Raw genomic sequence first — 22,802 nt, forward strand, 5'->3', positions numbered from 1 at the left:
TCGTCGGATTCGCCTCTGGCGAGCAGGGTTCGAATTCTCGAGCGTGGTGGGCTCGACGGCAGCAAGGTCCGGGGCGGTGATCGCCTCCGACTCGAATGAGCGCTGCCAGCACCTCCGAACGGTCCGATCGAGAAGTGGCGAAACCTTGCTGCCCACAATCGCTTCCGCATACCGTGGATTGATTCAGTCGACATCTCGAATCTGGGGGCCCGGATGCACAGCCTCGAACAGCGGTACATCGACCTTATCGACACCGCCAAGCGTCTAGGGCACGATCCCGAGCCCAAGCAGATCCGCACACTTCGCGAGGAGCTCGACCAGCTCGACTACGAGTTGCGGATCTCCGTACCTGCTGGTCACCGGTACTACACGCTCAACATGGCAAGCCGCGAAGCCGATACCCGTCTGACCGCGGCCGATACGCGTGCGCAGACGGCGCGCAATGTGGCCGCTGCCGAACGCGCCCGTGAGCTTCATGACGCCCAGCACCCCACCGTGCTGTCCCCTCAACGCAGCGCCCTCAGCGACTACACCGGTGGCAACGCCATCGCCCGCACGCTGCGAGACCGCGAAGACCGTGGCCGGGAGCGGTAGGAGCCAACACGCTCCGACAGCCGCGGACTATCCCCGAACGCACTGGCGTCCCGGCACCACAGAGACCAAACCGACCGTTCTACCCGCGAAATGGGGTGGGCTCCGGGCCGAAACCGGTCGGTGAGGCCGAACGAGAAATCTGCGAGCAGGCCGAGCATGCGGCACAAACCCGCGCCGGCGCGGGCACCGAACCCAGCGCCGTCGACTATCTGGCCGCCTACGGCCGTGTCCGGGCACTGCTCGAGACCGCCGAGCAGCAGCTGCGCGAGCAACTCGGTGGCGGCCAGTGACCGAGTGTCGTTACCCACTGCCGACATCCGAGCAGGTCGAAGCAGCCCAACAGTGCACTGGGCGCGCTGCCGGGGAATCCCGACCATGTGGTGCCTTCAGCGGAATCCGGCGATGCGCCACAGGCGCTGCTGGTAATCCCGCGGCGCCATGAGTTGGCGGGCGGGCAGCGCGTCGGGCCATTTCGTGTAGGGCACAAAGCAGCCACCGCACCGGCCGCAATACCAGCTGTTATGCCAGACCTCCAGCGCGGTCGGTGTGCTGCGCGCGATTCGCCGGTTGGCCCGTGCCCGTACAGCAGCGATCAGAAAACCCAAGACCGCCGGGGAACCGAATACAGCCAGGCAGATTCCTGTCTTCACAACCACGTCACCGCCTTGGCGGGCCTCCTCCGCCAACACCAGCCCGAACAGCGGGAACGTCAGCATAAACGCGACCACACCGACCAACGCCAGAGCGATCGGCCCAGCGGTGGACCGCTGCGCCGGCGCGGGGGCGGTCTGCGCCGCCAAGGCGGTGGTATGCACCGCAACAGTCGATGTCGTGCCCGTGACCGGCAGCAACCCACCAGAAGAGGTGACACCGAAACCAGTGTGGGTGCTGTGGGTTTCGATCGTGCCGGTGCCTTGCTGGTGAACAGCCCGCAAGCTGACAACGGCATGTGTGCTCTGGCAGGCCGGGCAGATGTCGGGCCGCATTCGTACTCCCCGGGGTTTGGTTGATCCGGGAAACAAGACTACGCCCGAGGCAAGCCGCCTTCGAGTCGATTTCCTCCCCGCAACTCAGCACCACATCAGCGCTGCTCGATGCAACGAGACGGTCAGCCGTCCGCAGGTGAAGACCTGTTGCGGCGGCCGCCAGCGCGAACGATTGCGCTCGGACACGCCGACCGACACCGACGACAAATCCGCCCAGCTCAATGACGGGGGAGAGCCGGAAAAGGTGTCCGCGGCTCGCTCACCGCGGGGAAGGTGGTCCAGCGATGTGGGGGATGGGTTCGGTGATAGTCCATTCGATCAACGGCACACCGCTTGCTCGATACTCGGTCAGTTTGATGGCCTTGCGGGCTTCGTAGTCCGCCCTCCCAGGCAAGCCCCAAACCTCGACCACCGTGGCTGGTAGTGAATCGGTCAGGACGAAGTCCGGGAACACCACCGACTCCTCGGCGTCGTAGCGCAACGGCTTGACCAAGGACCGCCCGGCGGCGACGAGCGCGGCGGCCATGGTCACCTCGTGAGAGGAATCCGCAGGCAGATACTGGCGTGAAGTCAGCAAAACCGCCACATCCACGACAGTCGCGTGCCCGCCACGCGAGCGTTCGACGACCGCCAGCACGATCCGGCGATGAACGATGCGCTGCACCGCTTTCGAGAACGCAGAGCGATACGACCGTCGCGCTCGCTCGTCCAAGCGATGACCGACATAAAGCGGGCGGCGGTTGTGCGCCAGCTTGTATCGGATGCTGCCCGGGTTCGCCGGGGTGCCCCGGCCGGTCGGCGTGGTGTCGACCAGTTCCCCCAGCACCAACCCGCGCCGCCCTCCGGTCAATCCAGCCAGGAACCGGTCGAAGGCTTCAGCGTTGGCCTCCGCCGAATCCGGGGTGAAGGGCGCGACCATATACAAAGCGCGGCCCAACTCGATCCGATTGATGGTGGCATCGCGAACCTCATCACGCAGGGCCGCGTAGCAGTCGGCCCAGCCGCGGCGGCGCAGACCTGGATGCCACGCATTCAGGCGAGCGGACTCCCACAGCCAGCACAACAATCCGAACAAACTGACACTCCGCCGGACGTGTCCGGACTCGCCAGGAGAGACGCAGCCGCCGGTCGACGCAGCTGGGGAGCCGGTTACGAGCGGGATCTCCAGCCGGATCGATACACCCTGCACCGTTTCCCGGATCGCGCTCTCGCCGTAGACCACTCGCCCGGACAGCTCTTTGTCCATCTCATGGAAAGGGCAACTCGGGGCGTGGCGTTGCCCTTCGCCTGGCCACCGGGCGAGGTGATGACGCCCCGCACGTGAACAGCGGATCACCAGCCGCAAACCCGAAGGACTACATAAACACACCGCATGCCCATCTTCCGCCCGAGCCCGCAGGAAAAACGCGCTGTATCGACCGGGGTCCTCACGCAGATCGGCCAGGACGAACCCTCGACCCGCCAAACGTACGTCCTCGCGGTAATCCGCCATTCGCGCTCCGAGGGTGCTGCACAGTGACTGCCGAACCCTCCACCGTAGCGCGCACAGGGTGTCGGAAGGTCCTCGTCAGAACCAACCCTGCCGCCGGAGTCGTTGCCTGCGTCGAGCCTCACCCGTCAGGCTGGATCAGGGCAGCGGCTCGAGATCGAGCGGGAAGGGCAGGCTGCTATAGGCCCAGGGGTCAGCGGTCACGATGGGGTAGAACCCCGTCTCACGGGATTTATAGGCCGCGTGGGCAATGTGCTGATCGACCGACGTAGTAGCGCTGAGCATAATCGCGCCGATGTCATCGATGATGGCTTCGGTCAGCGCGACGATGGTGATTCCGCGGTGGTTGAGCTCTCTTGCTGTGATGCGACCGGTGCTGGCCGCTTGCAGAAGCGCGGTGGTGGGAATGACGATGCGGCGATCCTGAGCAAGGTTCGTCCGGATCAGGGTTTGAAGGAAAATATTGGAGCGCGCTTGAGCGATGGCGGTCGCGTCGATAATGAATCCGGCCGCCGCGGTGCTGGCATGGGTCACGCGACGCGGCGGGCTTCGCGGCCAGCTTGGCGCTTCATGAAAGCGTCGACAAGCGCTTCGGCTTTGGCAATCTGGTCAGAGGTGGGCGCACCGTTGTCGCGGTGCCATTGCTGCACCTGCTTGTCCCATTCTGCGACCACCTGCTCGCTCATGGTGGCCATGATACGAGTTCGGCCCTCGTTGCGGGAGTCGTGCAATCTGTCGAGCACCTCGGCAGAGTTGGGGCTGGCTCAACACACCGCAAGGGATTGTGGGGCGGGTAGCTCCGGCGATCGCAGTCGATGTCGGGGGACGATGGCTTGGCTTCGCCTCAGCTGGCTACGCATCAGAGCGGGCCCGGAATCATCGGCGCGGTGGTGGCGATACCCTCGGGTGCAAGGCGGTTTGCCCTGCCACTCCCGCATCGGAGGAGCCAGTGCGCGACAGGTGCGCACACCGCGTTGACCGCTACAGAGGCGTTTTGACTTCACGAGGAGGTTTGTCCGGCCTTACTCCTCGCCAGCTCGGGTGGCGCAGCCCTTCGGCTGTGACCTCGCGATATTCGACCATGCCGACGATCCGGGGTTCGACCCAATGCGCGTGCCGGGTCAACCACCCCTGTGGCGGTAGGTCGAAGGGGTCGGTGTCGCGGGCAAGTTCGTCCAGCCGGACCTGTAGGGCTCGGCGGGCGCGCATCGTCCAGCCTGTGCCGACATTGCCGATGTGAACCAATCTGCCCTTGCCGTCGTAGGCAGCCAGCACGAGTGATCCGAAAAGGGTGCTGAAGCGTCCGCGGCCGGGGAGCCAACCGGTAACGATGACGTCGGCGGCTTGGCGCAGCGGAGTCTTCACCCACGTCGGCGACCGGATTCCCGGCCGATAGGGGGATCTATTGACCGGACTAACGGGCAACACGCCGATGGTGAGGCGACCCGTTGGGGTCAGCTGACTGCGGCCGGGCAGCGGCGAAGTGGTCGGCCAGGATCTCATCCCGGCCGAGTAAGGAGAACTGCACGCCGTGGCGATAGACAGCGGCGCATATTCACCTGGGCGAACAACCGCAGATTAGTTGCCGGTTCGTAGGGCGGGGCAGTTCCGCGAGTGGTGCATCGTGGCGCCGACCCGATGCTGTCACACACCGGAGGAACGCAGCGCGCGGGCTCCATCGCTGCCAAGTCTCGGGCTACCCGGTGTTCGCACCTGGACGCCGCTGCCACGCCTACCGGTGCCGACCCACCCCTAAAGACCGATTGGTTTGTTATACCGGTAGGCTACCGCTCGTGGCGCGCGTTTCGGCGCCGATGCTCGCGACGGCAGGCCCGGTTCCCGCCGATGACGACCTGCGGTACGCCTATGAATTCAAATACGACGGCATCAGGTGCCTTGCCCGGATCGCCGGCGATACCTGCCGTCTGATCACCCGCAACGGCAACACGATCACGCACAGTTTTCCGGAGATCGCCGAAGAGTTGATCGCCCTGGCGGCTGGCAGGGAGCTGGTCCTCGACAGCGAGATCGTTACCCCCGACCGCGCCGGGATCCCGCGGTTCGCGCTGCTGAGCCAGCGCCTGGGGGTGAGGCGGGCCAGCCGCACCCTGCTGCGCACGGTTCCGGCCCAGGCCTACGTCTTCGATCTGCTGCACGTCGACGGCCGCGACCTGCGGGACCTGCCGTATTTGGCTCGCCGCGAGCAGCTGGCGCAGCTGGAGTTGCCGCACGGCCCGATCCGAATCAGCCCCTTCTACCTCGACATCCCGGTCTCGCGGATGCTCGAAGTCGCCGCCGAGCACCGGCTCGAGGGTGTTGTCGCCAAACGCATCGACGCGTCGTATCGCAGTGGGAGATCCCAGGCCTGGCTCAAACTGCCGTTGCGGCGCACCACCGAGGTGGTGGTGGTCGGCTGGCTGCCCACCCGCGCGAATCCGCTGTTCGGATCCCTGCTCATCGCCGCCCACGACGCCGACCAACGGCTGATCCTGCTGGGTGGGGTCGGGAGCGGGTTCAGCAGCAGCGCCCGCCGCGCGCTGCACCGCGAGTTGCTGGGCCTGGCCACCCCGACTCCGCCGGTCACCGGCGTCGCGCCCGCCTCACTGGTCGGCGCCGCGCGCTGGGTGAATCCGCGGCTGGTAGGTGAGGTCGCCTACCGGGAGCGGACCGCTTCGAGCTTGCGGCATCCCAGCTGGCGGGGTTTGCGCCCGGACCGAGAGGTGCACGAGGTAAAACTGCCCGCTCCAGATAACTGAGCAGCTCGTGCTCGCAACGCACGATAATGCCGATTATGTTGCGTTTACGAGGTGTTGCGATGGCCGCCTGAAACCGCACCGATTTTCGGGCGCGAACACGGTGATCGACTCCGTGGGCAACGGTCTTCACCACATCAGAAAGATCGCCGCCAGGCCCACGACGTAGCCGATGACCACCGCGGCCACACCACCGAGCACCGCCACAAGCCAGGACTTGCCGCGCCACCGAAGTGTCACCACCACGAGGGTGGTGAGCACGAGAATTCCGATGAGCAAAGCTACGGCAGGTGCGTGATTGGACTCCACGCTGATCGAATCGGCTCATCGGGAGTCGATGTTTCACCGAGCAGGGCCGCCAGGAGATCATGGCCAAACTGGCTGTACCCAGCCGAGGGTGCGCTCATGCCGCTGAGCGCTCGGATCGCAGCGAGATCGACTGCGGCGCAGGATGTCCGGAAATGCCGAATTGCGTGCGACGGAGACAGTGTGCAGTTCAACCTGCTGACTGTGCTGTCGCCGGGCGTGATTCTCAATGGGGCAGCTGCCGCAGGCAGAAAATGAAGCCGCCCCAGGACGAAGCGAGCGAAGATTCGAATCAGTGAGAGCGTGGATCGCCGGTGACGATGCGGAGTGCGACACGGGCCGCCATCAGTGTGGAGACGCCGGTAGGTACCAGCGGGTCGTAGCCGGTGATTTCCGCGATGCGAGAGAGTCGGTAGGTGACCGTGTTGCGGTGGATGAACAGTGCTTGGGCGGCGGCCGCGTGGTTGAACTCGGCCTCGATGAAGGCATCGAGGGTCTCCAGCAGCGCGGGGTGATCGGCGAGCGGATCAAGCAGGGCCGCCAGGGTGGGAAGTGTCGTTCCGCCCGCGGCTACGGAGTATTCGAACATCATGTGGTTTCGGGTGCAGATGGTTTCTGGCCAGGACAGGGCGCGCGCGGTTTCGGCGACGGTGCGCGCTTCGGTATAGGACCGGGGTATGTCAGCGTGGGTGGGCGCGACCGCGGCGCCGATCCAGTATTCGGGCCGAGTCGGTTTGCGGGGCAGCCCGAGTCGGTTGGCGAGCCCGGCCGCCGGGTCGGATTCGTCGATCAGATGCAGGGGGACGAGCGCGATCCAGCCGCCGTTGTCGCGATATAGGAACGTGCCCGTCAGCAGTCCGAGACGGTTGCGCAGGGTGGTGAGGGCGCCGGGGGCGGGTTCGCGTAGCCGCACCGCGGCGACGAGGAACGATTGCGCGATGGGGATATCGGGTGCGTCCGTCCATTCGGTGACCTCACGGCCGGCGAGGAGGTCTGCGGCGATCTCGCCTTGGCGGGCGAGCATGTCCCAGCGTGGGTGCCTGCTGTCCTCGACCACGACGGTGGCGATATGGCTGATTACCAAGCTGAGGTAGTTGGTCAAACGCAGACCCAGCTGTGGGAGGAGAGGGTACTCGTCTGGTTCGAGTGTCGGGACACATTGGTTCCACAGGAACGCGGTCCCGATCCGGTAGTTGGCCAGGATTTCCTCGAGGGACATGCCGTCGCGGATCAGCCGCAGCGCCCGCTCGACGAGCGGTTGCGTGTCTGCCCTGGACAGCTCGCGGCCCGAGGCCAAGGACCCGAAGAACAGCGCGATGTTGAGCTGGACGCTGGGTACGAAGTCAGCGTCCAGCATCGAATGTGGCAGCAGATCATCGGTCTGCAAGGTCGCGGCCAAACTGGTCGCTCGGGCATGTGCCCGAGCGACCATCTGCTGCCACCGCTCGTCGTGCGGGATGTCGAGCTCGGTGGAATGCCTCTGCCTCATGTGTCCTCCCGAGACCGCGGGGACCCGCGTCGACGGAACTGGTCAAGAGCCGGGGAAGCCTGCGGGCAGTGGTGCGGGGTATCCCAGGTTGAACGTCGGGCCGGGCGGCAGCCCACGCAGCACGGCACTGGTCCAGGCCACCGACGGTGTCCAGCCGGTGACGGCGTTGACCCCGTGCTCGGGCAGGGGGACTGTGATGAACCGCAGATTTGCACCGTTCTCCCAGTACTTGTTCACCGTCGGCAGCACTGTCGATGGCGGCACGACCTCATCCCAGATGCCGTGCCACCACAGGATTGGGCTGTCCGGAATGAACTTGCCGAGGCTGTTATCTTGCAGTACTCGAAGGATCTCGGGTTCGGTATCCAGTGATTTGCCAGGTTTGAAATAGGCGCTGATCGGGCGGTACATGCCCGACGGCGCGATGGTGAGCACACAGCGGGACTGGAAGTCGCTCAGGAGTTGCTGTCCTTCCTCGGTCAGCAACTCCTCGGGCCGGAACGCGTCTGGGTATTCCCGGCTGAGGCTGACGAAGCCGAGCCACATGGTGAAGTTGCCGATACCCGCGAGTCCGGTCTGTGGCGACATGCCGTACTTCGCGATGGCGACCAGGTCGCCGGGCGCGCCGCCGAGCGCGGTACCGAGCAGCCGGACATCGGGGGCGTAGGTGGCGCGCAGTTCGGCGGCCCGGATGGAGCCGGAGCCGCCTCCGGAGTACCCGTACAGCGCGATTCCCGAGTCGGTGAGACCGAGTCCCGGGTCGTTCTTCATCGCACGCAGACTGTCCAGCACCATCTTGCCCTCGGCGTAGGTGTTGAAGGTGTTGAACTTGCCGTCGAAGTCCGGGATGTTGATCGCGAATCCTTGCGCGAGCCAGGAGACGGCGAGCGTGGACTCCTTCATGGTGCCGGTCTGCAGCGTGTAGGACGGATTGCAAGACGAATCGGTGGAGTCGATGGCCTCCTGGAAGGACACCACCGGCCGCGCACTGCCCTGCCACGGGATGCCGGGCACGACGACGGTCGTGGCGGTCACAATCGGGTTGTCGTGGACGTCGTTGGAGCGGAACAAGATCTGCTTGGTGTAGACCGGGACGGGGAGGCCGACCAACCGGGTCTGCACCTCGCGGGTGCGCACGATCTGGCCCGGTGCGTAGGAGGCGATGTCCTCGGGGTCGTTGTACCAGGGGTCCTCGTCCGGTATCGGAATCGGCAGCAGGTCGTAGATTTGCGGTTCCGAGGGCAGCTGCGGCAGCTGATTCTGATCGGCGGGAAAGCCGATCTCGGCGGGATCGCTCACCGCGGTTCCCGCCCCGGCCATGACTGTTACCGCGGATATCGTCGCGATGGTCAGGTATCGCAACCGGGACGTGCCCATAAAACCTCCAGCATCGTTGCTACATAAATCGAGAGCCTCGCGGCGCAGAGGTAAAGAACATCGCATCGGTCCGTCCTGGGTCTTCGGCACGATTCCAGCGCTGGTTGCCGGCATTTGTGCACGCGCACTATCGGCTGTCCCGCTCGTGTCGGACGGCAGATGCGCGCTCATGCCGCTTATCGCTCGATTCGAGCCACCTAGGCGTGGGGTTAGCGTCATCGGATGCGTTGCAGCGCAACGTATCCGATGAACTGGCGAATATGACACTTCCGAATACTGCACATCCGCCACTCCGGGCGCCGGAGCCGGAGAGCTGACCGGGCGGCCTGATCGGTGCCGATCAGCTGCGTCTGCGCGTTGTTGCCGGGTCTGCGCTCGCTGCGAAATCCCACTCGGTGGGTCCCGAAATACACACCCCTGGCCGGGCGAGTGCGGTGTCCGGCCAGGGCGCATCGCCGGCGGGGTATGGTGCAGCCGGATGACCAGGCACCGGCAGGGTCTGCGTGTCGACGCGTTCGTCGATCCGTTGCTGAACCCCCTGAGGCGGGCCATCCCGCTGGGGTTCCCGCAGGACGACGCGTTCAGATACTCGTTCGCCGATCTGCGGGGCGTAATCCGGTTGAGAGGTCGCCAGTTTGCTGACGATGCCTTCCAATCGATGTTCCCGCGCCAGCTCCAGCATTGTTGCTGCATCGACATCGGTCCATTCACTGCCCGACAGTGGTGTCGAAACTCGTTGTGCGAGTGTAGATCATCGTGCAGTTTCCGGGCTGCTTGGGTCGGTGGTCATGTTGCCGGTTTCGGCACGGTGTTCGTCGCGTGCGCGAACGGTTCGGGCTGTTGGTCGTCTGGGACGTGGGAGACGACGATCGTTGTGTGCTCGCCCTGCTCGACAGTGGTTCGGGTGAACCCTGACTGGCGTAGTGCATCGGTAAGTTGGTTGGTGGTCGGTCCGCGGTATACCTGCGGGTCGAGGCGGCGTGGGAGGCCATGTTCAGCTGGTCGGAATGCGACGACCAGTCGGCCGCCGGGCGTCGGAACGCGGCGGATCTCGCGTAGTCCGGCGTCCAGGTCGTCCCAGAAATAGATCGTGTGCACGGTCAGGGCGGCCTGGTACGACTTCTCCGGCACGGGCAGTGCCCCGGCGTGCCCGTGCAGCACGTCGACTTGGCCTGCGAGGATCGCCGCGGCATTGCGGCGACATGCCTCCGCGATCATCCCCGAGGCGGGGGCGATTCCCGTGACTCGGGCGCCCCGCCTGGCGATTTCGGCCACCGCTCGACCCGGGCCGCACCCGATGTCCAGCACGGAGTCACCGGGCGAGGCCGCCAGTAATGCGATCGCCTGGTCGTTGATCGCGGCGGTCTCGTATATCCAGAGGCGGCCGAGTAGCCTTCCGAGAATGCCGTTCGGCCGCGCGCTGTGTGTGGACACAGCCCGGCGCCGAGCGGGCCTGGTCGCGGTGGCCTGATCACCGACACTGCACAACGTCAGGCACGAAATCACCGCGTCGACCTCGTGTGGGTGGGCAACGTCGGCACCGGGTACACCCGTGCCGCGCTGGCCGATCTTCACGTGAGACTCATTGCGCTGCAGCGCGACACGCCGCCGGTCGTCAACGGCGCCGCCGCGCAGGGTGTGGTCTGGGTGCAGCCCCGGCTGGTCGGTACTGTGGCGGTCGCCGAACGGACCCGCGAGGGCTTCCTGCGCCACCCGGTCTGGCACGGGTTACGCGACATCGATCCCCGGCACGTCCCGCCACGGACCGACTGACCACCAACCTGCACCCGGTGACCGAGATGACTGCGCCACCGAACAGTCTGTCCGCTCGATGCTCGCTCTGCTCGCCGCGACATTGGCCGATATGACCTCCGTCCGCGAAACACAACGCTGCACAATGATTCCCACGAACAAGCGGCGTGCGGCCGGTAATATCCACAGAGGCCGTTCATGCCCGACAAAGGGATGATGGCCGCGGGTCCGATACCACGCAGTCGCCCGCACTACTCGGCAAAGGTGTCCATCATGGGTCTTCCAGCCAGCAGCTCCGACCGAGAGAAGATCGTCACCGAGCTGCCCGAACAGCTCCACGAACAGCTGAAGGCCAGAGCAGGCCAGTTCGGCCTCGAGATCCAGACCGCCGTGGAACAAGCCAACGCCGGAAGGCGCGAGCTAAAATCATCGACACCGCGGGGGCCGAGCCGTTCACGACCTTCCTCCCACCCGGATTATGGACAAATTCCGGGTGATCGCCCGACAGCGCCGCGTGCCGCTGGTTCAGCGGGGTCGCCCAAGCAGTTCACATGTGGCTGGAGGCGCACCGCCCAGCGGAACCACCCAGGCGAGACTCGATCATCCTCGGCTGAGCCGACCAGAACATTCAAGAGTTCTGGTTCAGCCGAGTGTGGCACGCATGCGATCACCGCGGCGGCGCTGGGCTCGTTCACGACCGCCGTTATTCGCAGCCGCGATTGCAGAGGTTAGCGCAATGGAGAGGTGGAAGAATGAACCGACTGAAAAAGCTGGCAGCGGCGGTGTGTGCGGCTCCTATGGTTATTCTGGCGCTGTCCGACCCGTCAGCGCGGGCTGATAACTCTTGGGCTACCGGCCCTGTCGTGGGGGCGGCTGGTAAATGCATGGCCGTGAGCGGGGACGGCTCAGCAGATCGTACGCCGATCGTGTTGGCAGACTGTACCGGCGCAGTGAACCAGCAATGGGTGGTTCAGCCTGACGGCTCCCTGACCGCTCTTGGCAAATGCCTCGGCCTTGTCGGCACCGGAACCGGGGGTGGAACCCTGACCCATCTGTATACCTGCAACGCGACAAAAAGACAGCAGTGGATGTCGGACGGATCGAGGCTGCGTAACGTGCAGACGGGTAAGTGCCTGGATATCGTGGACGGCTCCACCGATAGCGGTGCCCGGCTTCAGATTTGGGAATGTCACGACGGGGCGAACCAGAAGTGGAGCCTCCCTAGGACCGGCCCTGTCATCGGGCCCGGCGGCAAGTGCATGGACGTTTACGAGGGCTCAGATGCCGCGGGCACACCGATTGTGTTGTGGCCTTGCCATGGGGGAGCGAACCAGAGGTGGACCGTTAACGCAGACGGCACGCTGCAAATCCTCGGAAAATGCCTTGCCGTAGACGGTGGCGCCACGAAGAACGGCACGCGAGTGCAGTTGTGGCCCTGCAATGGAGCAGAAGCGCAGCGGTGGGAAAAAGGCGGCACAGCAACGCGTTCTACGCTCCGTAATCCTCATTCGGGTCGATGCCTGGACGCCGAGGATGTTTCCGATGGCACCCAGCTGCGGATTTGGAACTGCCACGGGCAGCCGTGGCGCCTTCCGGCCCACATCAAGTAGAACAACTCTACCGAAGACCAAGCACAGAATTTACCTGACCGACTGTATCCATTGTTACGGCGAGACTTTCCAGCAGGGCTACAGACGGTCCAGGAACGCGATACCAGACATGGAGGATGGAGAAGATGAAAACCTGCCCGGCGACGGTACCGCGGCGCGTACGGCGAGCGGCCCTCATCTCGATCATGACTCTCGGAATTTTTTCGATAATGACGCCGACAGCCTCTGCCGAGGAGATCATCGAATATAGCGCCACGGATCCGTCCAGTTGGGAAATACTGACGGAATGCGAGAGCCATGGCCTTAACTGTACATTCACTGTCGAAGGGGTCAGTGAGGTGCTCGAGACGCCAAGAGTGTCATTTAAGCAGGTGGGTTCATCGGCAAAAAATTGCAGCGCGGCCAGCCTGGTGCAGACCGTCGCATGGAGTGATGAGACGAGAGCTGCGTATACCTTTGGCGTGACCGTCGGCCCGAATGTGGCGAATATGGCCTTCGGAGCCTCATCCGAGACCGCACACACCGAAGGCGGAAGCACTCAGGTGACGGTGAACGAGGGGACCATTGCTTTCATCGAACGTGCGCAAATCATGAGGATCTATTATGGGTACCTGGAGACTCCATATATGCAAACTTACCCCGACGGGCCTATTAACCAGAAGTATCGGATCCGCACTGGTATCTTCAAAGCTGTCCCGGATGGAACAGACGGTAAGGCTTCAACTATTCAAGCAACGACTCGCGAACTGAGTGATGAAGAATGGTCGACCTGTTAGCCCAACCAGTGACTTAAGGATTTTACCTGATAGGTCTGCGGCCGAGGTGTGTGGATGCCGAGACCTGGTCAGGTCAAGCCGGAAACGGATGAGCGATTGCCCGACCGCATCGCGGTCGGGCTGTCGACGCGGACGTTTCCGCCGGAGTTGGTGGATCGTGTGGCGGCCGATTGGGGCCGGGCGGGGCAGCAGACGTGTTTGTCACCGCGGGGGCGCTGGGCTCGTTCACGACCGCCGAACCGGTGCCGGCCCGTCAGCTGTTCGAGCATCTGGGTCCTGGTGATCTGTTGCTGGCCGATCGTGGTTCTACCGGTGTGCAACTGTGGCGAGCAGCGTGCTCGGGCGGAGCGGATCTGTTGTGACGCATACGATCCCACCTCATCCTGCTGGCGGTCGAGGAGTTGCCCGACGGTTCGTATCTGTCGGAGATCGTAGAGGCGAAAGGTCACCGCAAACGTGCCGATCCGACGACTGTGCGGGTCATCGAATATACCCTCGAAGGACCGGGGTTCCCGGCATTCGACATGTTCTGACATTTCGGCTTACCAGCACCCGGATCAGGAGCCAACACGCGGTTGTTCGGCTCGTTGGTCGTCGCCGGCCACGACAGCCACGGCAGCTTGCCATGCACCGGTTGCGTCGGCACCGGATTCAGCTACGCGGCCCGCCGGACACTGCGCAAACGCCCTGGACCAGATTACCCGCGAGACCAGCCCACTCGATGCGCGGGCACCCGCCGCGGTCGAGCGCTGGGCCCGGTGGGTGGATCCGGTTTTCGTCGCCGACGTCGAATATCGTGAAATGACCGCCGAGGGCATCTTGCGGCATCCGAGTTTCCGGGGAATCCGCACCGACCGCTCACCGGAGGACGTCGGTTGGCCCGGATGAGTCCACCCGCCGCGGCGGCAGCAGCACCAGTTTGCTGGCTTTGGTTTCGTGGGTGAGCTCGGTGATGACCGCGCAGAGGGTTTTGATCTGGTCGAGGTGTTCGCGTTCGCGGTCTTCGAGTTCGCGTATCCGATCATGTGCGTCAGTGGGTTGCTGTTGCAGGGCAACGGCGTTCGCGAACGCCGGCGCGTAGCCGGTTTTGGCTTTGAACTCGGCGACGAGCTCGGGGTGGTGTTCGTAGAGCCGTTGCCGAGACAGCGCGGCCTCGGTGGCGAGGGTGGAGATGGTGAGGGTGCCGTTGCTGCGGTGCGGTGCGCCGGTCAGCAGGCGCTCGGCGGCGTCGCGGATGCGTCGACGCTCGTCTGTCAGCTGGGCAGAGCGGCTGGCGGGGCGAGACAAGGGGCAGGGTCCTGTCTAGGGTCGGCTGGATTCGTGTGTGGCGATCGCCTTTTCGTGCTCAGCGAGGCGCTCGGCGATGCGGCGATACAGCGGCATCGGCAGGCCGGGGTGGGTGAGGTCGGTGGCGAGGACGTTGACGTGGCGGCGCAGCTGGGTGATGTCGCGGTCGGTGTAGGCGATGTTGGAGCAGCTCAGGCGGCACCGTGGCCAGACCGGGTCACCCGTATCAGCGGTGATGTCGCTGTGGCAGGCCGCGGTTTCGGGCCGGAACACGCATGTCAGTAATGCTCCGTGATGAATCTGGAGGTCGGGGTTGGCCAATGCGGCACTGGCTTGGGCACCGGTGGTGATGGTGACGCCGTGGAAGTGGTGGGCATCTGCGATCCGGTGGCGATAACGGGCGGCGGCTGGACCGGAGATGTGCTCGCCGTGGGCCAGTCGTTGGTGGTCGTCGTGGAGTTGCTCGGTGCGCAGCAGGAACTGCTCGAAGGTGATTTCGTCGAGGAACCCGGCGTCGGCTTGACCGGCGTAGCCGTGAGTCATGCCGGTGTAGAGGTGTCCGTACTGAGTGGCTGCGGCGATGGTGCCGCCCGGGCGGCGCACGATGTGCCAGGCCAGGGTGCGCCGCAACCGGCCGCCGGTGGCGGGGCCGTGCTCGTCGTCGCGGATGCGCGGATGGCCGATGGTGTCGGCGAGGGTGGTGTTGAACCAGATGACGAAGTCGCGCAGGTCGTCGTTGATCTGTCCCTTGGTGCGGGTTCTGGTGGATTCGATCCAGTCGAGGGTTCCGAATTTCCCGAAGGGAAACAACGTCGCGGAGGGTGCGAGGTCTTGCAAGACCGAGATGGCGTGAGCCCCATGCCCGTTGATGACCCAGGGAACGGTGGCCGGGGTTCGCTGCGCGCGCTCAGAGGTGGTTTTGAGCTGGCGCCCCGACAGGAAGATCATGCCGAGTTTCTCATCGCGGGTGACGCATCCGCGTCGCAGGTTGAGTACCTCCCCGACCCGCATTCCAGACAGATAGGCGATGACCAGGTAGCAGGCGGTAGTGACGTGACGAATCAGCGTACGCGGTTCGGGTGCCTCGATCGGCTGATGCCGCCACGGTTTGCCCTCGACCTTGGTGAAACCGGTGACGCGTAGCAGCCCGGGCTCAACCGGGAGTCCGCTGCCGGCGATCGCTGCCGCGCCGCATTTGCGTTGCAGCTGTTGATACCCCAGCTGGCCGGCATGCGCTAAACCCAGTAAGTCGACGACTGTGCAGCCGCTCTCTTCGCGGCCCGGTAGCGGGAATCCTGCGGCGGCGAAGACCGGCAGGATGCGTTCGAGTCGCTGTTGGGTGGATCGCCAGCCATGCGGGGAACGAGGGTCCTGTGTCTGCAGATCCTCGGTGGCGCGAACGGCAAGGGTGCGCATGGCGACCAGGCGCCGCGCTGCGGGCACGATGTCGGCAGCGATGATCTCGGTGACCAGCAACGTCGCTGAGAGCAGTGTGCCCATCACGTCGGGGTGGATGCGGGGTGTGCGGTTGCCGACGCGGCGCGGGTCCGGGTCGTCGGCCAGCTCCGCCGCGCTGGCACCGCCCCAGATCACCGGCACGGTGATCCGGGCGAATTCGGGCAGCCAGTCGGCATACAGGTGCAGGCGCTGGACGGTCAGCAGCCTGGCGCGCTGGTGGGAGGAGGTGATGGTCTGGCTGAGGGTATAGGCGTAGTAGGAATTCAGATCGGACTCGGTGATTGCGGTCAGAGCGGCGATCCCGCGGTTGTGCAGCCATCGCAGAAAGATCCGAAGGTGCCGCAGATCCGTCCAGATCGAGGGAATTGTCAGCACCCGCGACCGGGAGGTCGATATCCGTGGTGCGTCCTCGACGATATTGAGCAGGGCGAAGACATAGAACTTGCAGGCCAGCCGCAACGATTCCGGGTACGTGCCCCAGTGGATGATTTCGTTGGAATGATGGCGGTCGGGCAACGCCGGGAACAGGTCCCATGCCGGATCCGCGAATCGGGACAACACCGCGGTCGGGTCATAGATGGGGCGCCGAGCCAGCACCGGGGTTTCCGCGGTGACCAGCAGATCGCCGATGACGACCTCGGCGCCAGGGTGGGGATTGGTCATAACGAGTCGAGGTCTCCTGCCAGCAAGCGGACTGCCATGGTGCGGTGGGTGTCGGTGATCTGGGCTTGGGCGTGGTCGCGTTGCGCGGGCTCGAATTCGGCGATGATCTGTTCGAGCTGCGCGACCCGTCCGGCGAATTCGCCAACCCAGCGGGCTATCGGCATTGCGGCCCGCGCGGCCGCCAACTGGTCGAGCACCGCCAGCTGGAAGGGCAGATGCCGCGGGAACGCCCGTGCGTTCGAGCAGTCCAGGCAGGTCAGAAACGTTTGGCGACAGCGATTTCCGCCGTCGTGTGGGGAATGTTCGTAATCCACGCAGGCGCCCACGACCGTGTCCGGGGCATCGATGGCGGGGCTGGTGTGCACCTGGATGCGGCGGCGGGCGAGTGCGTCGGTGACCTGAGCGTCGAGTGCTTCACGGATGATCTGGTAGCCCTCTTCGGTGACGGTGTGCATGTTGCGCAGGTATCGGCGCAGCGTGGCCGGGGTGTGGGCGACCGGTCGCCGGTGTCGCTCCAGGTGTGTTTTGCGTAGCCGGCTCAACCCGAGGCCGCGGATCACCTCGTCGCGGTGAGGATCACCGGTGAGCAGGTCGCTGACCCACAGCGCGCGGCTGGAGTTGTTGATGCCGGGCGAGCGGTCGCTGAGACCGGTTTCGGCACTGGCGTTGTAGAACGCGAACGCGAACTCGGTTCTCATCATCGCCCGCGCGGATGCGGTCAATTCGACCAGCAGCATGAACACCCCGAAAGGGGTGGTCAGCGATGTGCGCAGCACCTGCTGCGGCCGCTGATCCTCCGCCAGCGGATGCAGTTCGCTGCGCAGATCCGTCAGCGCCACGGTCATCGCTGCCCGCGGACCGCGCCGATACTTGATCGCATCGACGAACACGATCCCCGGCTCATCCGGAGCTGAAGCTCGCGTGCGCGGGACTGGCAACTCGAAGACCGTCGAGGGATTCAACCCCGTCAAACCGACCAGCAGCGCACCGAACGCCCACACCTCCCCGGGCTCGAGGTGCACCAGCGACTTCAGCGGCCGCTCCGCCGCCCAGCCGGCGATCAGGACCGTCGGAGAGTCGAACCCGCTTGTGGTCGCCTTCGGCAGCTCACCGACGCGCAGGTAGTAATCCAGCACCGCACCCAGACAGCGATCCGGATCCAAACGGTGGCGTGTATCGAACTGCCCGGCCCGGAAGTTCTCCACCAACTGCCGGTGGGCCAGGATGCGGTCGCGGGCCGGCCGAATGATCCGGCGCAGCGCGACGGTGATCCACCGCCACTCCTGCTCGGTGTACGGCTGGGCGCCGCCCTGATGAGGTCGACCATTCATGTGCCGGGAAATCTCGCGCACGACCTCCACCCGCACAGTCGGGCAGTAGCCCAGTATAGTCCGCAGCTGCGACACCGGCCGGTCCCCATTGGGCGAGCGCATCGCGTTGAGCATCATCCGGGCATCAGCGATGCTGAGCTCGGCCAGCACGGTCATGGTGGGGCGGTTCTCGGCCAGCCAGAGCGTCGCTTTGCGGATCACTGTCCATACGCTGTTCGCCGATCCCAGCCGCCGCCGCGGCCCCAATGGGCCAATCGTCTCTGCGAACGCCGCAGCGAACTCTTCCCGAATCTCCACCTGGCCCGGTAGAACCGAGAAGTCGAAGGTCCTGCGCTGGCGGCCGTCCTCACTGACGAACTCCACCACCAAGCCACGCTGCCGCGGCGGTGGTCGCCACCCCCGCGGCGGCAGACCCGCCGCGTGTCCTTTGCCGCTCACGCGTTCATTCCGGTCAGCACCCGCGGCTGCCCCACCGTCAAGGCGTCGACCAGACGCTCCAAGGCGCGGCGGTCATCGGCCTCCATCAACCCCATCAGCGCCTCGACCTCCAAGGCCTTGAACGGTTCGAGATACACCTCGCGGGTGACCTCGGCGCTGCTGTGCCCCAACAGCGTCGCCATCAAATACCAGACATCACCCAGCTGATTGCGGAAGTCGCGCTGCTCCTCTTTGCTCAGCAAGTCGGTGCGATGCCAGGCCACGAACGTGGCAATGCAATACCAGCGCAGCGCAAACGAATGCCGCAGCATATGAGGGCGACACCACAACCGCGGCGCCCCACCCGCAGCGCCCATCGCCCGCGACACCCGGGTATTGGCGCGGTCGAATGTCTTGTACCAGGCATGCTTCGGCCGCGGTATGCCGTCGTAGTTCAACCACAACCACACCGGCTCCAGCCCTCGATCCCCCTCACGGAACAACCTCATCCGCAACCGCGGCGCCATCGCGTCCAGACGAATATCACGCAAACGACCGAGATCATCAACGACCCGGATCACCCCACTGTTGCGGACTTCCCGAAGCAACCACCGGCCCGCGACGCTGTCGTAGCGGCCTGCTGCCTGCGCACGCGCGATCGACGCACTGCGGCCGCCGTCCTCGACATAGAACCTCACCAGCTGCGCCACCCGACGCCGCATCCAAAACGGCCGACCCAGCGATCCCTTCGCGCACGCCGCCGACAACTGCCCCCGGAACAACCCCTCCTGATGCGGTGACGGCAACTCGATGGTCAACTGGCTCGACCACTCACCGAGACGTAACCCAGTGCCGAACAGTCCCTCGACGAAGGCAACATCACGGTCCTCGGTACGCCCTCGCCACGCCTCGACCGGCAGCCCATCAAGCGTGAAGCCCCGCAATCCGACATTGCGCCACAACCGAAACGCCTCGGGCGTCAACCACTTCACATCGGCACGGCGGATCGCTGCAGGCGTGCCCTCGAGCACTTCCCGGGCTGCCCTGCCATCGATTCCGCGCACAATCGCGCGAACCCGAACGGGGTTCTCCACCCGTCCGTGCCGCGCCGCCCACTCGTAGAACCGGCGGATCGCCGCGCGATCGACCTGGAAGGAACTCGGCATCACCGCGTCCGGGTTCTCCTCCGCCGACAACCGCCACTGCTTGAACATCGCAAGCTCATCACGCCCGACCTCCTCCCACCGGACGCCGATTACGTGTAGGAAGTCCAGCCATACCTTCATGCGCCGGGTTCGGCGCATTTGATGTGATCTGCCATTCGGCGAACGGGCGCACGATGCGCTGCTGGGATGTCGGCAGGGTGGTGATGATGCGTTCGGCCCACAACTGCAGTTGGGCCAGGTCCTCGTTGCGGCGGTCGAGAAGCCCTGCCGAGACGAGGATTTCGCGGATGTGGCGTGTCGCGGTGCCTTGTGGGAGGGTGTCGAGCGCGTCGTGGGTGATGTCGGTCTTCTGCGCGAGGAGTTGGGCTGCGCCGCTGCCTGACCGACGACACCCTGCCACTGGAAGTCCGCATCGCCGGAGCCTTGGTCCGGCTCTACGGGATGCCGCTGGCCTCCATCGTCGAACTCACCACCGACCGGTTCACCCACGACGAGACAGACGCCTACCTCCTGTTCGACACGCACCCCATCCTGCTTCCACCGACACTGGCCCGGCTCATCGAACAGATGATCAACCGCGGCGGCACCGAATCACTCATCCGCACCCTCACCGGCGACCACCCGAACTACCTGTTCCCCGGACGACCACCAACCCGGCCACGCAACCCCTACGGACTGCAACGCGTCCTCACCCGCCACGGACTGCCGCTCCTCGCCGCCCGCAACACCGCCATGATCACCACCGTCGCCGACATCCCGGCCACCGTGGTCAGCGACCTGCTCGGAATCAGCCCCGCCACCGCCGAACGATGGTCCCGATACGCACAGAACGATTGGGCCCAATACTTGGCTCACACACGAAGCTGACTGAGACCGCACGCTTGCTAGCGTAACGGCGACAAGGCATTTCGAGGTGAAGTTATGGGGGCGCGATGGGACGGAGCGAGGACTCGGTCGGAACTGCGATCTCGACAAGGTGGGCAGTCTTGGCTCTCGCTGCAGGCGTGGCGGCGTTGCTGCTACAGGCCGTGCTGGTGCCATTCACCGCTGCCCCACAATTCGGATTGCTGGTCAACCAAGGTGACCTGGCGATCTACCGCAATGCGGGCCGAGCAGTGCTCGACTCGCAGGCCCTCTACACCGCACCGATCCCGCCGGGCGGCTGGTTCACCTACCCGCCGTTCGCAGCCCTGTGCTTCCTTCCGTTCGCAGTCGTGTCGTTCGGAGTCGCGAAAGTCGTCTGGTTCGGGATTTCGCTGGCGGCCTTATGGGCCACGATCTGGCGCTGCTGGCGAGCGCTCGGATACCGCGGCGACACCCGCCTAGCATTGCTGTGCCTCGGACTCGGGTTGATCGCCCTCGACATCGAGGCGGTACGCGGCACCCTGTGGCAGGGCCAGATCAACCTGCTGCTGATGGCGATCCTGGTCTGGGACCTCACCCGCCCCGCCACGACACGGCTGCGTGGCTTCTCGGTCGGTCTGGTCACCGGGCTCAAACTGACCGCGATCGTCTTCCTGCCCCACCTGCTGCTCACCCGCCAGTGGCGCGCCGCTGCCACCGCGATCGTCACAGGTCTGGCCACCGTGGTCGTCGCCGGACTGATCCTGCCGCGCGACGCCCAGGACTTCTGGCGTGATGCGGCCGGCGACGTCGATCGCATCGGCCCGGTCACCCATCCCGGCAACCAGTCGATCAACGGCGTGCTGTCGAACCTGTGGGCGCCTCATCCCGCGCCGAACTGGCTATGGCTGGCATGCGTCGCCGGTGCCGCTGGTCTCGGCTACGCCGCCGCAGTCACCGCGCACCGTACACAACGGCCGTTGCTCGGAGTGGTCGTGGTCGGGTTGATCGGGTGCGTGGTGCCGCCGCTGGCCTGGGGACATCACTGGGTGTGGTACGTGCCGCTTCTGATCATCTTGCTGCACTCCACCGCCCGCGCCGAACAGAACCGAACCCTGTGGCTCGCGACGACGACCGCCACGTTCGCGGCCTCCTCGATGTGGCTGACCAGCTGGCTATACGCCGAGATCAAACATCTCGGCTTGACCGGGGCAGCGACTTACATCCCGGCCATGACCGCCGCTGCCGAACACATCCCCCATCCGGCCCGAGCCATCGTCTGCGGCGCTCCCGTCGCGGTCTACCTCGCCGTTGTGATCGCGATCCTCACCCGGCAACCGACCAGACGGCGAGAATCAGACTCCGCCGACAAACGGCGCCGCGTCCCAACACCATGACTTCAGGCGCCCGGTGGTCTATCCCCGGGTCACGAATAGCGCAGCCTTTGAATACATGCACTCCACCGGTGGCCAATGGCCACGTCGCACTGAGCATCCGACAGTGGGTGCCCTGGGACTGCGTCAAGCCGGCGTGAAGCCAGTGGCCGGTTTGCGCGCGACTGGGCTGCGGCGGCGGATTCTCCGCCGATCGTGCGCGTCCGGGTAAACCATGTATGGCGCTCGAACAGCGCACATTGCACACGTGGCAGCAAACGGATATGACGCGGACGCTGCGACGGCGACTGGGGTCCGGACGATAGTAGGAGAGCGTGATGGTGGCGCGAAACCGTACCCGTACCTATCTTGTTCGTCTGGACCACGTCGTGTTGACGCTTGGCACATCCGCCCGGGCGATCCGCACCTCGCGCTGTGCGGCTGCTACGCACCGACGTTCGTCATCACCACGTGGATGCTGATCCCGGTCGAGGCAGCGGCTTCGCGTCCTTCGCGACCGAGCCCGGCGCGATCACGTATCTGCGGCACGACGACTACTGGCGCAACGGCGCGATGCTCGGTCTCGCCGATACGTCTCACTTGAGCGGTGGGATCGGTTCGCGCGATGTCCGTTTCTCACCTTAGTTGTCGGTGCCGACGCGGGGATTGACAAATTCACTGCGACAGATCAGCCTGACTCTGGTGGCGAGTAGGGTCCCGAGAACGACAGCCGAGATTTGAACGGCTCACCTTCTGGCGTAACGAACGCCGTCCACTGCCCGCCGGTCAGCAGCTTCCCGGTCAAATACTCGGGCTGCGGCGTCGATCAAGATCGCCGTTACGTTGATATCCCCGGCACGGGGGAGCCGTCGGGCCAGGAGCAGCTGCCGTCGTCGTAGCAGGTGTGTCAGCGTGGGCTCACGCTGAGCAGTTGAGCGATCGTCAGTTGTCACAGCTCGCGATCGACCCGACATGGGCTCGTGTCCCGGCCGCCGATGCGGAGGTGCCGCTGGGGGAGCCGGTACGGGATCGTCATGGCTTGGCCGAGCCCGCGGCCACCACCCCCAGGTTGCGACCAGTCCTTCGATGAGAACTACTCCGCGACAACGGCGATTCCGCCTACTCGCAACCC

Annotated in this window: 24 protein-coding genes; 9 read left to right on the forward strand and 15 right to left on the reverse strand. The window is 65.1% G+C overall.

Features of this window, described 5'->3' with window-relative positions:
- Positions 1-213 precede the first annotated feature (213 nt).
- Together IU450_RS38030 and IU450_RS38035 are read left to right on the forward strand one after the other, a co-directional pair.
- On the forward strand, positions 214-594 hold the full coding sequence (locus tag IU450_RS38030; protein ID WP_195154553.1) for a hypothetical protein: 381 nt from the start codon (positions 214-216) through the stop codon (positions 592-594).
- 95 nt (positions 595-689) lie between these two features.
- Positions 690-884 (forward strand): hypothetical protein, encoded by a 195-nt coding sequence (locus IU450_RS38035; protein ID WP_195154554.1) that lies wholly within the window; start codon positions 690-692, stop codon positions 882-884.
- 96 nt (positions 885-980) lie between these two features.
- On the opposite strand, the gene IU450_RS38040 is transcribed toward IU450_RS38035, so the two are convergent.
- The 5 genes from IU450_RS38040 to IU450_RS38060 form a co-directional block, all read right to left on the reverse strand.
- On the reverse strand, positions 981-1,580 hold the full coding sequence (locus IU450_RS38040; protein WP_195154555.1) for a hypothetical protein: 600 nt from the start codon (positions 1,578-1,580) through the stop codon (positions 981-983).
- 259 nt (positions 1,581-1,839) lie between these two features.
- Complete coding sequence (locus IU450_RS38045) at positions 1,840-3,072, reverse strand: DUF1173 family protein (protein ID WP_195154556.1); 1,233 nt, start codon at positions 3,070-3,072, stop codon at positions 1,840-1,842.
- Between the two features lie 135 nt (positions 3,073-3,207).
- Positions 3,208-3,603 carry a hypothetical protein gene (locus IU450_RS38050; protein ID WP_195154557.1) on the reverse strand — a complete coding sequence of 132 codons (396 nt, stop codon included), beginning with the start codon at positions 3,601-3,603 and terminating at the stop codon, positions 3,208-3,210.
- Positions 3,600-3,755 carry a hypothetical protein gene (locus tag IU450_RS38055; RefSeq protein WP_195154558.1) on the reverse strand — a complete coding sequence of 52 codons (156 nt, stop codon included), beginning with the start codon at positions 3,753-3,755 and terminating at the stop codon, positions 3,600-3,602. Before IU450_RS38055 ends, IU450_RS38050 begins: the two co-directional genes overlap by 4 nt.
- A 295-nt stretch (positions 3,756-4,050) precedes the next feature.
- Positions 4,051-4,572 (reverse strand): hypothetical protein, encoded by a 522-nt coding sequence (locus IU450_RS38060; protein WP_195154559.1) that lies wholly within the window; start codon positions 4,570-4,572, stop codon positions 4,051-4,053.
- A gap of 290 nt (positions 4,573-4,862) precedes the next feature.
- Between IU450_RS38060 and ligD the strand changes: the two genes are divergently transcribed.
- The gene (gene ligD, locus IU450_RS38065; RefSeq protein ID WP_195154560.1) at positions 4,863-5,825 is read left to right on the forward strand and encodes a non-homologous end-joining DNA ligase; all 963 of its coding nucleotides are present in this window, start codon (positions 4,863-4,865) and stop codon (positions 5,823-5,825) included.
- Between the two features lie 126 nt (positions 5,826-5,951).
- Here the strand turns inward: ligD and IU450_RS38070 are convergent, their stop codons facing one another.
- The 5 genes from IU450_RS38070 to IU450_RS38090 all read right to left on the reverse strand — a co-directional run bounded on the left by IU450_RS38070 (position 5,952) and on the right by IU450_RS38090 (position 10,569).
- Positions 5,952-6,131, reverse strand: a complete 180-nt coding sequence (locus IU450_RS38070; RefSeq protein ID WP_195154561.1) for a hypothetical protein — start codon at positions 6,129-6,131, stop codon at positions 5,952-5,954.
- A 289-nt stretch (positions 6,132-6,420) separates the two neighbouring features.
- Positions 6,421-7,617, reverse strand: a complete 1,197-nt coding sequence (locus tag IU450_RS38075; RefSeq protein ID WP_195154562.1) for a PucR family transcriptional regulator — start codon at positions 7,615-7,617, stop codon at positions 6,421-6,423.
- A gap of 42 nt (positions 7,618-7,659) precedes the next feature.
- The gene (locus IU450_RS38080; RefSeq protein ID WP_228835705.1) at positions 7,660-8,937 is read right to left on the reverse strand and encodes a lipase family protein; all 1,278 of its coding nucleotides are present in this window, start codon (positions 8,935-8,937) and stop codon (positions 7,660-7,662) included.
- Between the two features lie 397 nt (positions 8,938-9,334).
- A complete protein-coding gene (locus tag IU450_RS38085) occupies positions 9,335-9,676 on the reverse strand; it encodes a hypothetical protein (protein ID WP_195154564.1) in 342 nt (113 codons plus the stop codon).
- Between the two features lie 104 nt (positions 9,677-9,780).
- The gene (locus IU450_RS38090) at positions 9,781-10,569 is read right to left on the reverse strand and encodes a class I SAM-dependent methyltransferase (RefSeq protein ID WP_249645300.1); all 789 of its coding nucleotides are present in this window, start codon (positions 10,567-10,569) and stop codon (positions 9,781-9,783) included.
- Between IU450_RS38090 and IU450_RS38095 the strand changes: the two genes are divergently transcribed.
- The 4 genes from IU450_RS38095 (at position 10,519) to IU450_RS41535 (ending at position 14,020) form a co-directional block, all read left to right on the forward strand.
- Positions 10,519-10,767, forward strand: coding sequence for a hypothetical protein (locus IU450_RS38095; protein WP_195154566.1), 249 nt, complete (start codon positions 10,519-10,521; stop codon positions 10,765-10,767). The genes IU450_RS38090 and IU450_RS38095 overlap by 51 nt on opposite strands.
- 776 nt (positions 10,768-11,543) lie before the next feature.
- Positions 11,544-12,356 (forward strand): ricin-type beta-trefoil lectin domain protein, encoded by an 813-nt coding sequence (locus IU450_RS41530; protein ID WP_416382945.1) that lies wholly within the window; start codon positions 11,544-11,546, stop codon positions 12,354-12,356.
- 116 nt (positions 12,357-12,472) lie between these two features.
- Positions 12,473-13,132: a hypothetical protein gene (locus IU450_RS38105; protein ID WP_195154568.1), complete on the forward strand. Its 660-nt coding sequence runs from the start codon at positions 12,473-12,475 to the stop codon at positions 13,130-13,132.
- 456 nt (positions 13,133-13,588) lie between these two features.
- Positions 13,589-14,020, forward strand: coding sequence for a hypothetical protein (locus tag IU450_RS41535; RefSeq protein WP_195154569.1), 432 nt, complete (start codon positions 13,589-13,591; stop codon positions 14,018-14,020).
- Here the strand turns inward: IU450_RS41535 and IU450_RS38115 are convergent.
- The 5 genes from IU450_RS38115 to IU450_RS38135 form a co-directional block, all read right to left on the reverse strand.
- Positions 13,991-14,419: a hypothetical protein gene (locus IU450_RS38115; protein ID WP_195154570.1), complete on the reverse strand. Its 429-nt coding sequence runs from the start codon at positions 14,417-14,419 to the stop codon at positions 13,991-13,993. The two genes, IU450_RS41535 and IU450_RS38115, sit on opposite strands and share 30 nt — an antisense overlap.
- Before the next feature lie 15 nt (positions 14,420-14,434).
- Positions 14,435-16,540, reverse strand: coding sequence for an integrase (locus tag IU450_RS38120; RefSeq protein WP_195154571.1), 2,106 nt, complete (start codon positions 16,538-16,540; stop codon positions 14,435-14,437).
- Positions 16,537-18,072, reverse strand: coding sequence for a hypothetical protein (locus IU450_RS38125; protein WP_195154572.1), 1,536 nt, complete (start codon positions 18,070-18,072; stop codon positions 16,537-16,539). Before IU450_RS38125 ends, IU450_RS38120 begins: the two co-directional genes overlap by 4 nt.
- Positions 18,073-18,305: 233 nt before the next feature.
- Positions 18,306-19,382, reverse strand: a complete 1,077-nt coding sequence (locus tag IU450_RS38130) for a site-specific integrase (protein ID WP_195154573.1) — start codon at positions 19,380-19,382, stop codon at positions 18,306-18,308.
- 130 nt (positions 19,383-19,512) lie between these two features.
- Positions 19,513-19,854, reverse strand: a complete 342-nt coding sequence (locus IU450_RS38135; protein WP_195154574.1) for a hypothetical protein — start codon at positions 19,852-19,854, stop codon at positions 19,513-19,515.
- Between the two features lie 41 nt (positions 19,855-19,895).
- On the opposite strand from IU450_RS38135, the gene IU450_RS38140 reads away from it, so the two are divergent.
- Both IU450_RS38140 and IU450_RS38145 read left to right on the forward strand, forming a co-directional pair.
- Positions 19,896-20,321, forward strand: a complete 426-nt coding sequence (locus IU450_RS38140) for a hypothetical protein (RefSeq protein ID WP_195154575.1) — start codon at positions 19,896-19,898, stop codon at positions 20,319-20,321.
- Between the two features lie 119 nt (positions 20,322-20,440).
- Entirely contained in the window at positions 20,441-21,694 is a 1,254-nt protein-coding gene (locus IU450_RS38145; protein WP_195154576.1) for a glycosyltransferase 87 family protein, read from the forward strand.
- The last annotated feature ends 1,108 nt before the right edge of the window (positions 21,695-22,802 follow it).

Origin of the sequence: Nocardia abscessus (genome assembly GCF_015477775.1) — a bacterium.
Classification (GTDB): domain Bacteria; phylum Actinomycetota; class Actinomycetes; order Mycobacteriales; family Mycobacteriaceae; genus Nocardia; species Nocardia abscessus_A.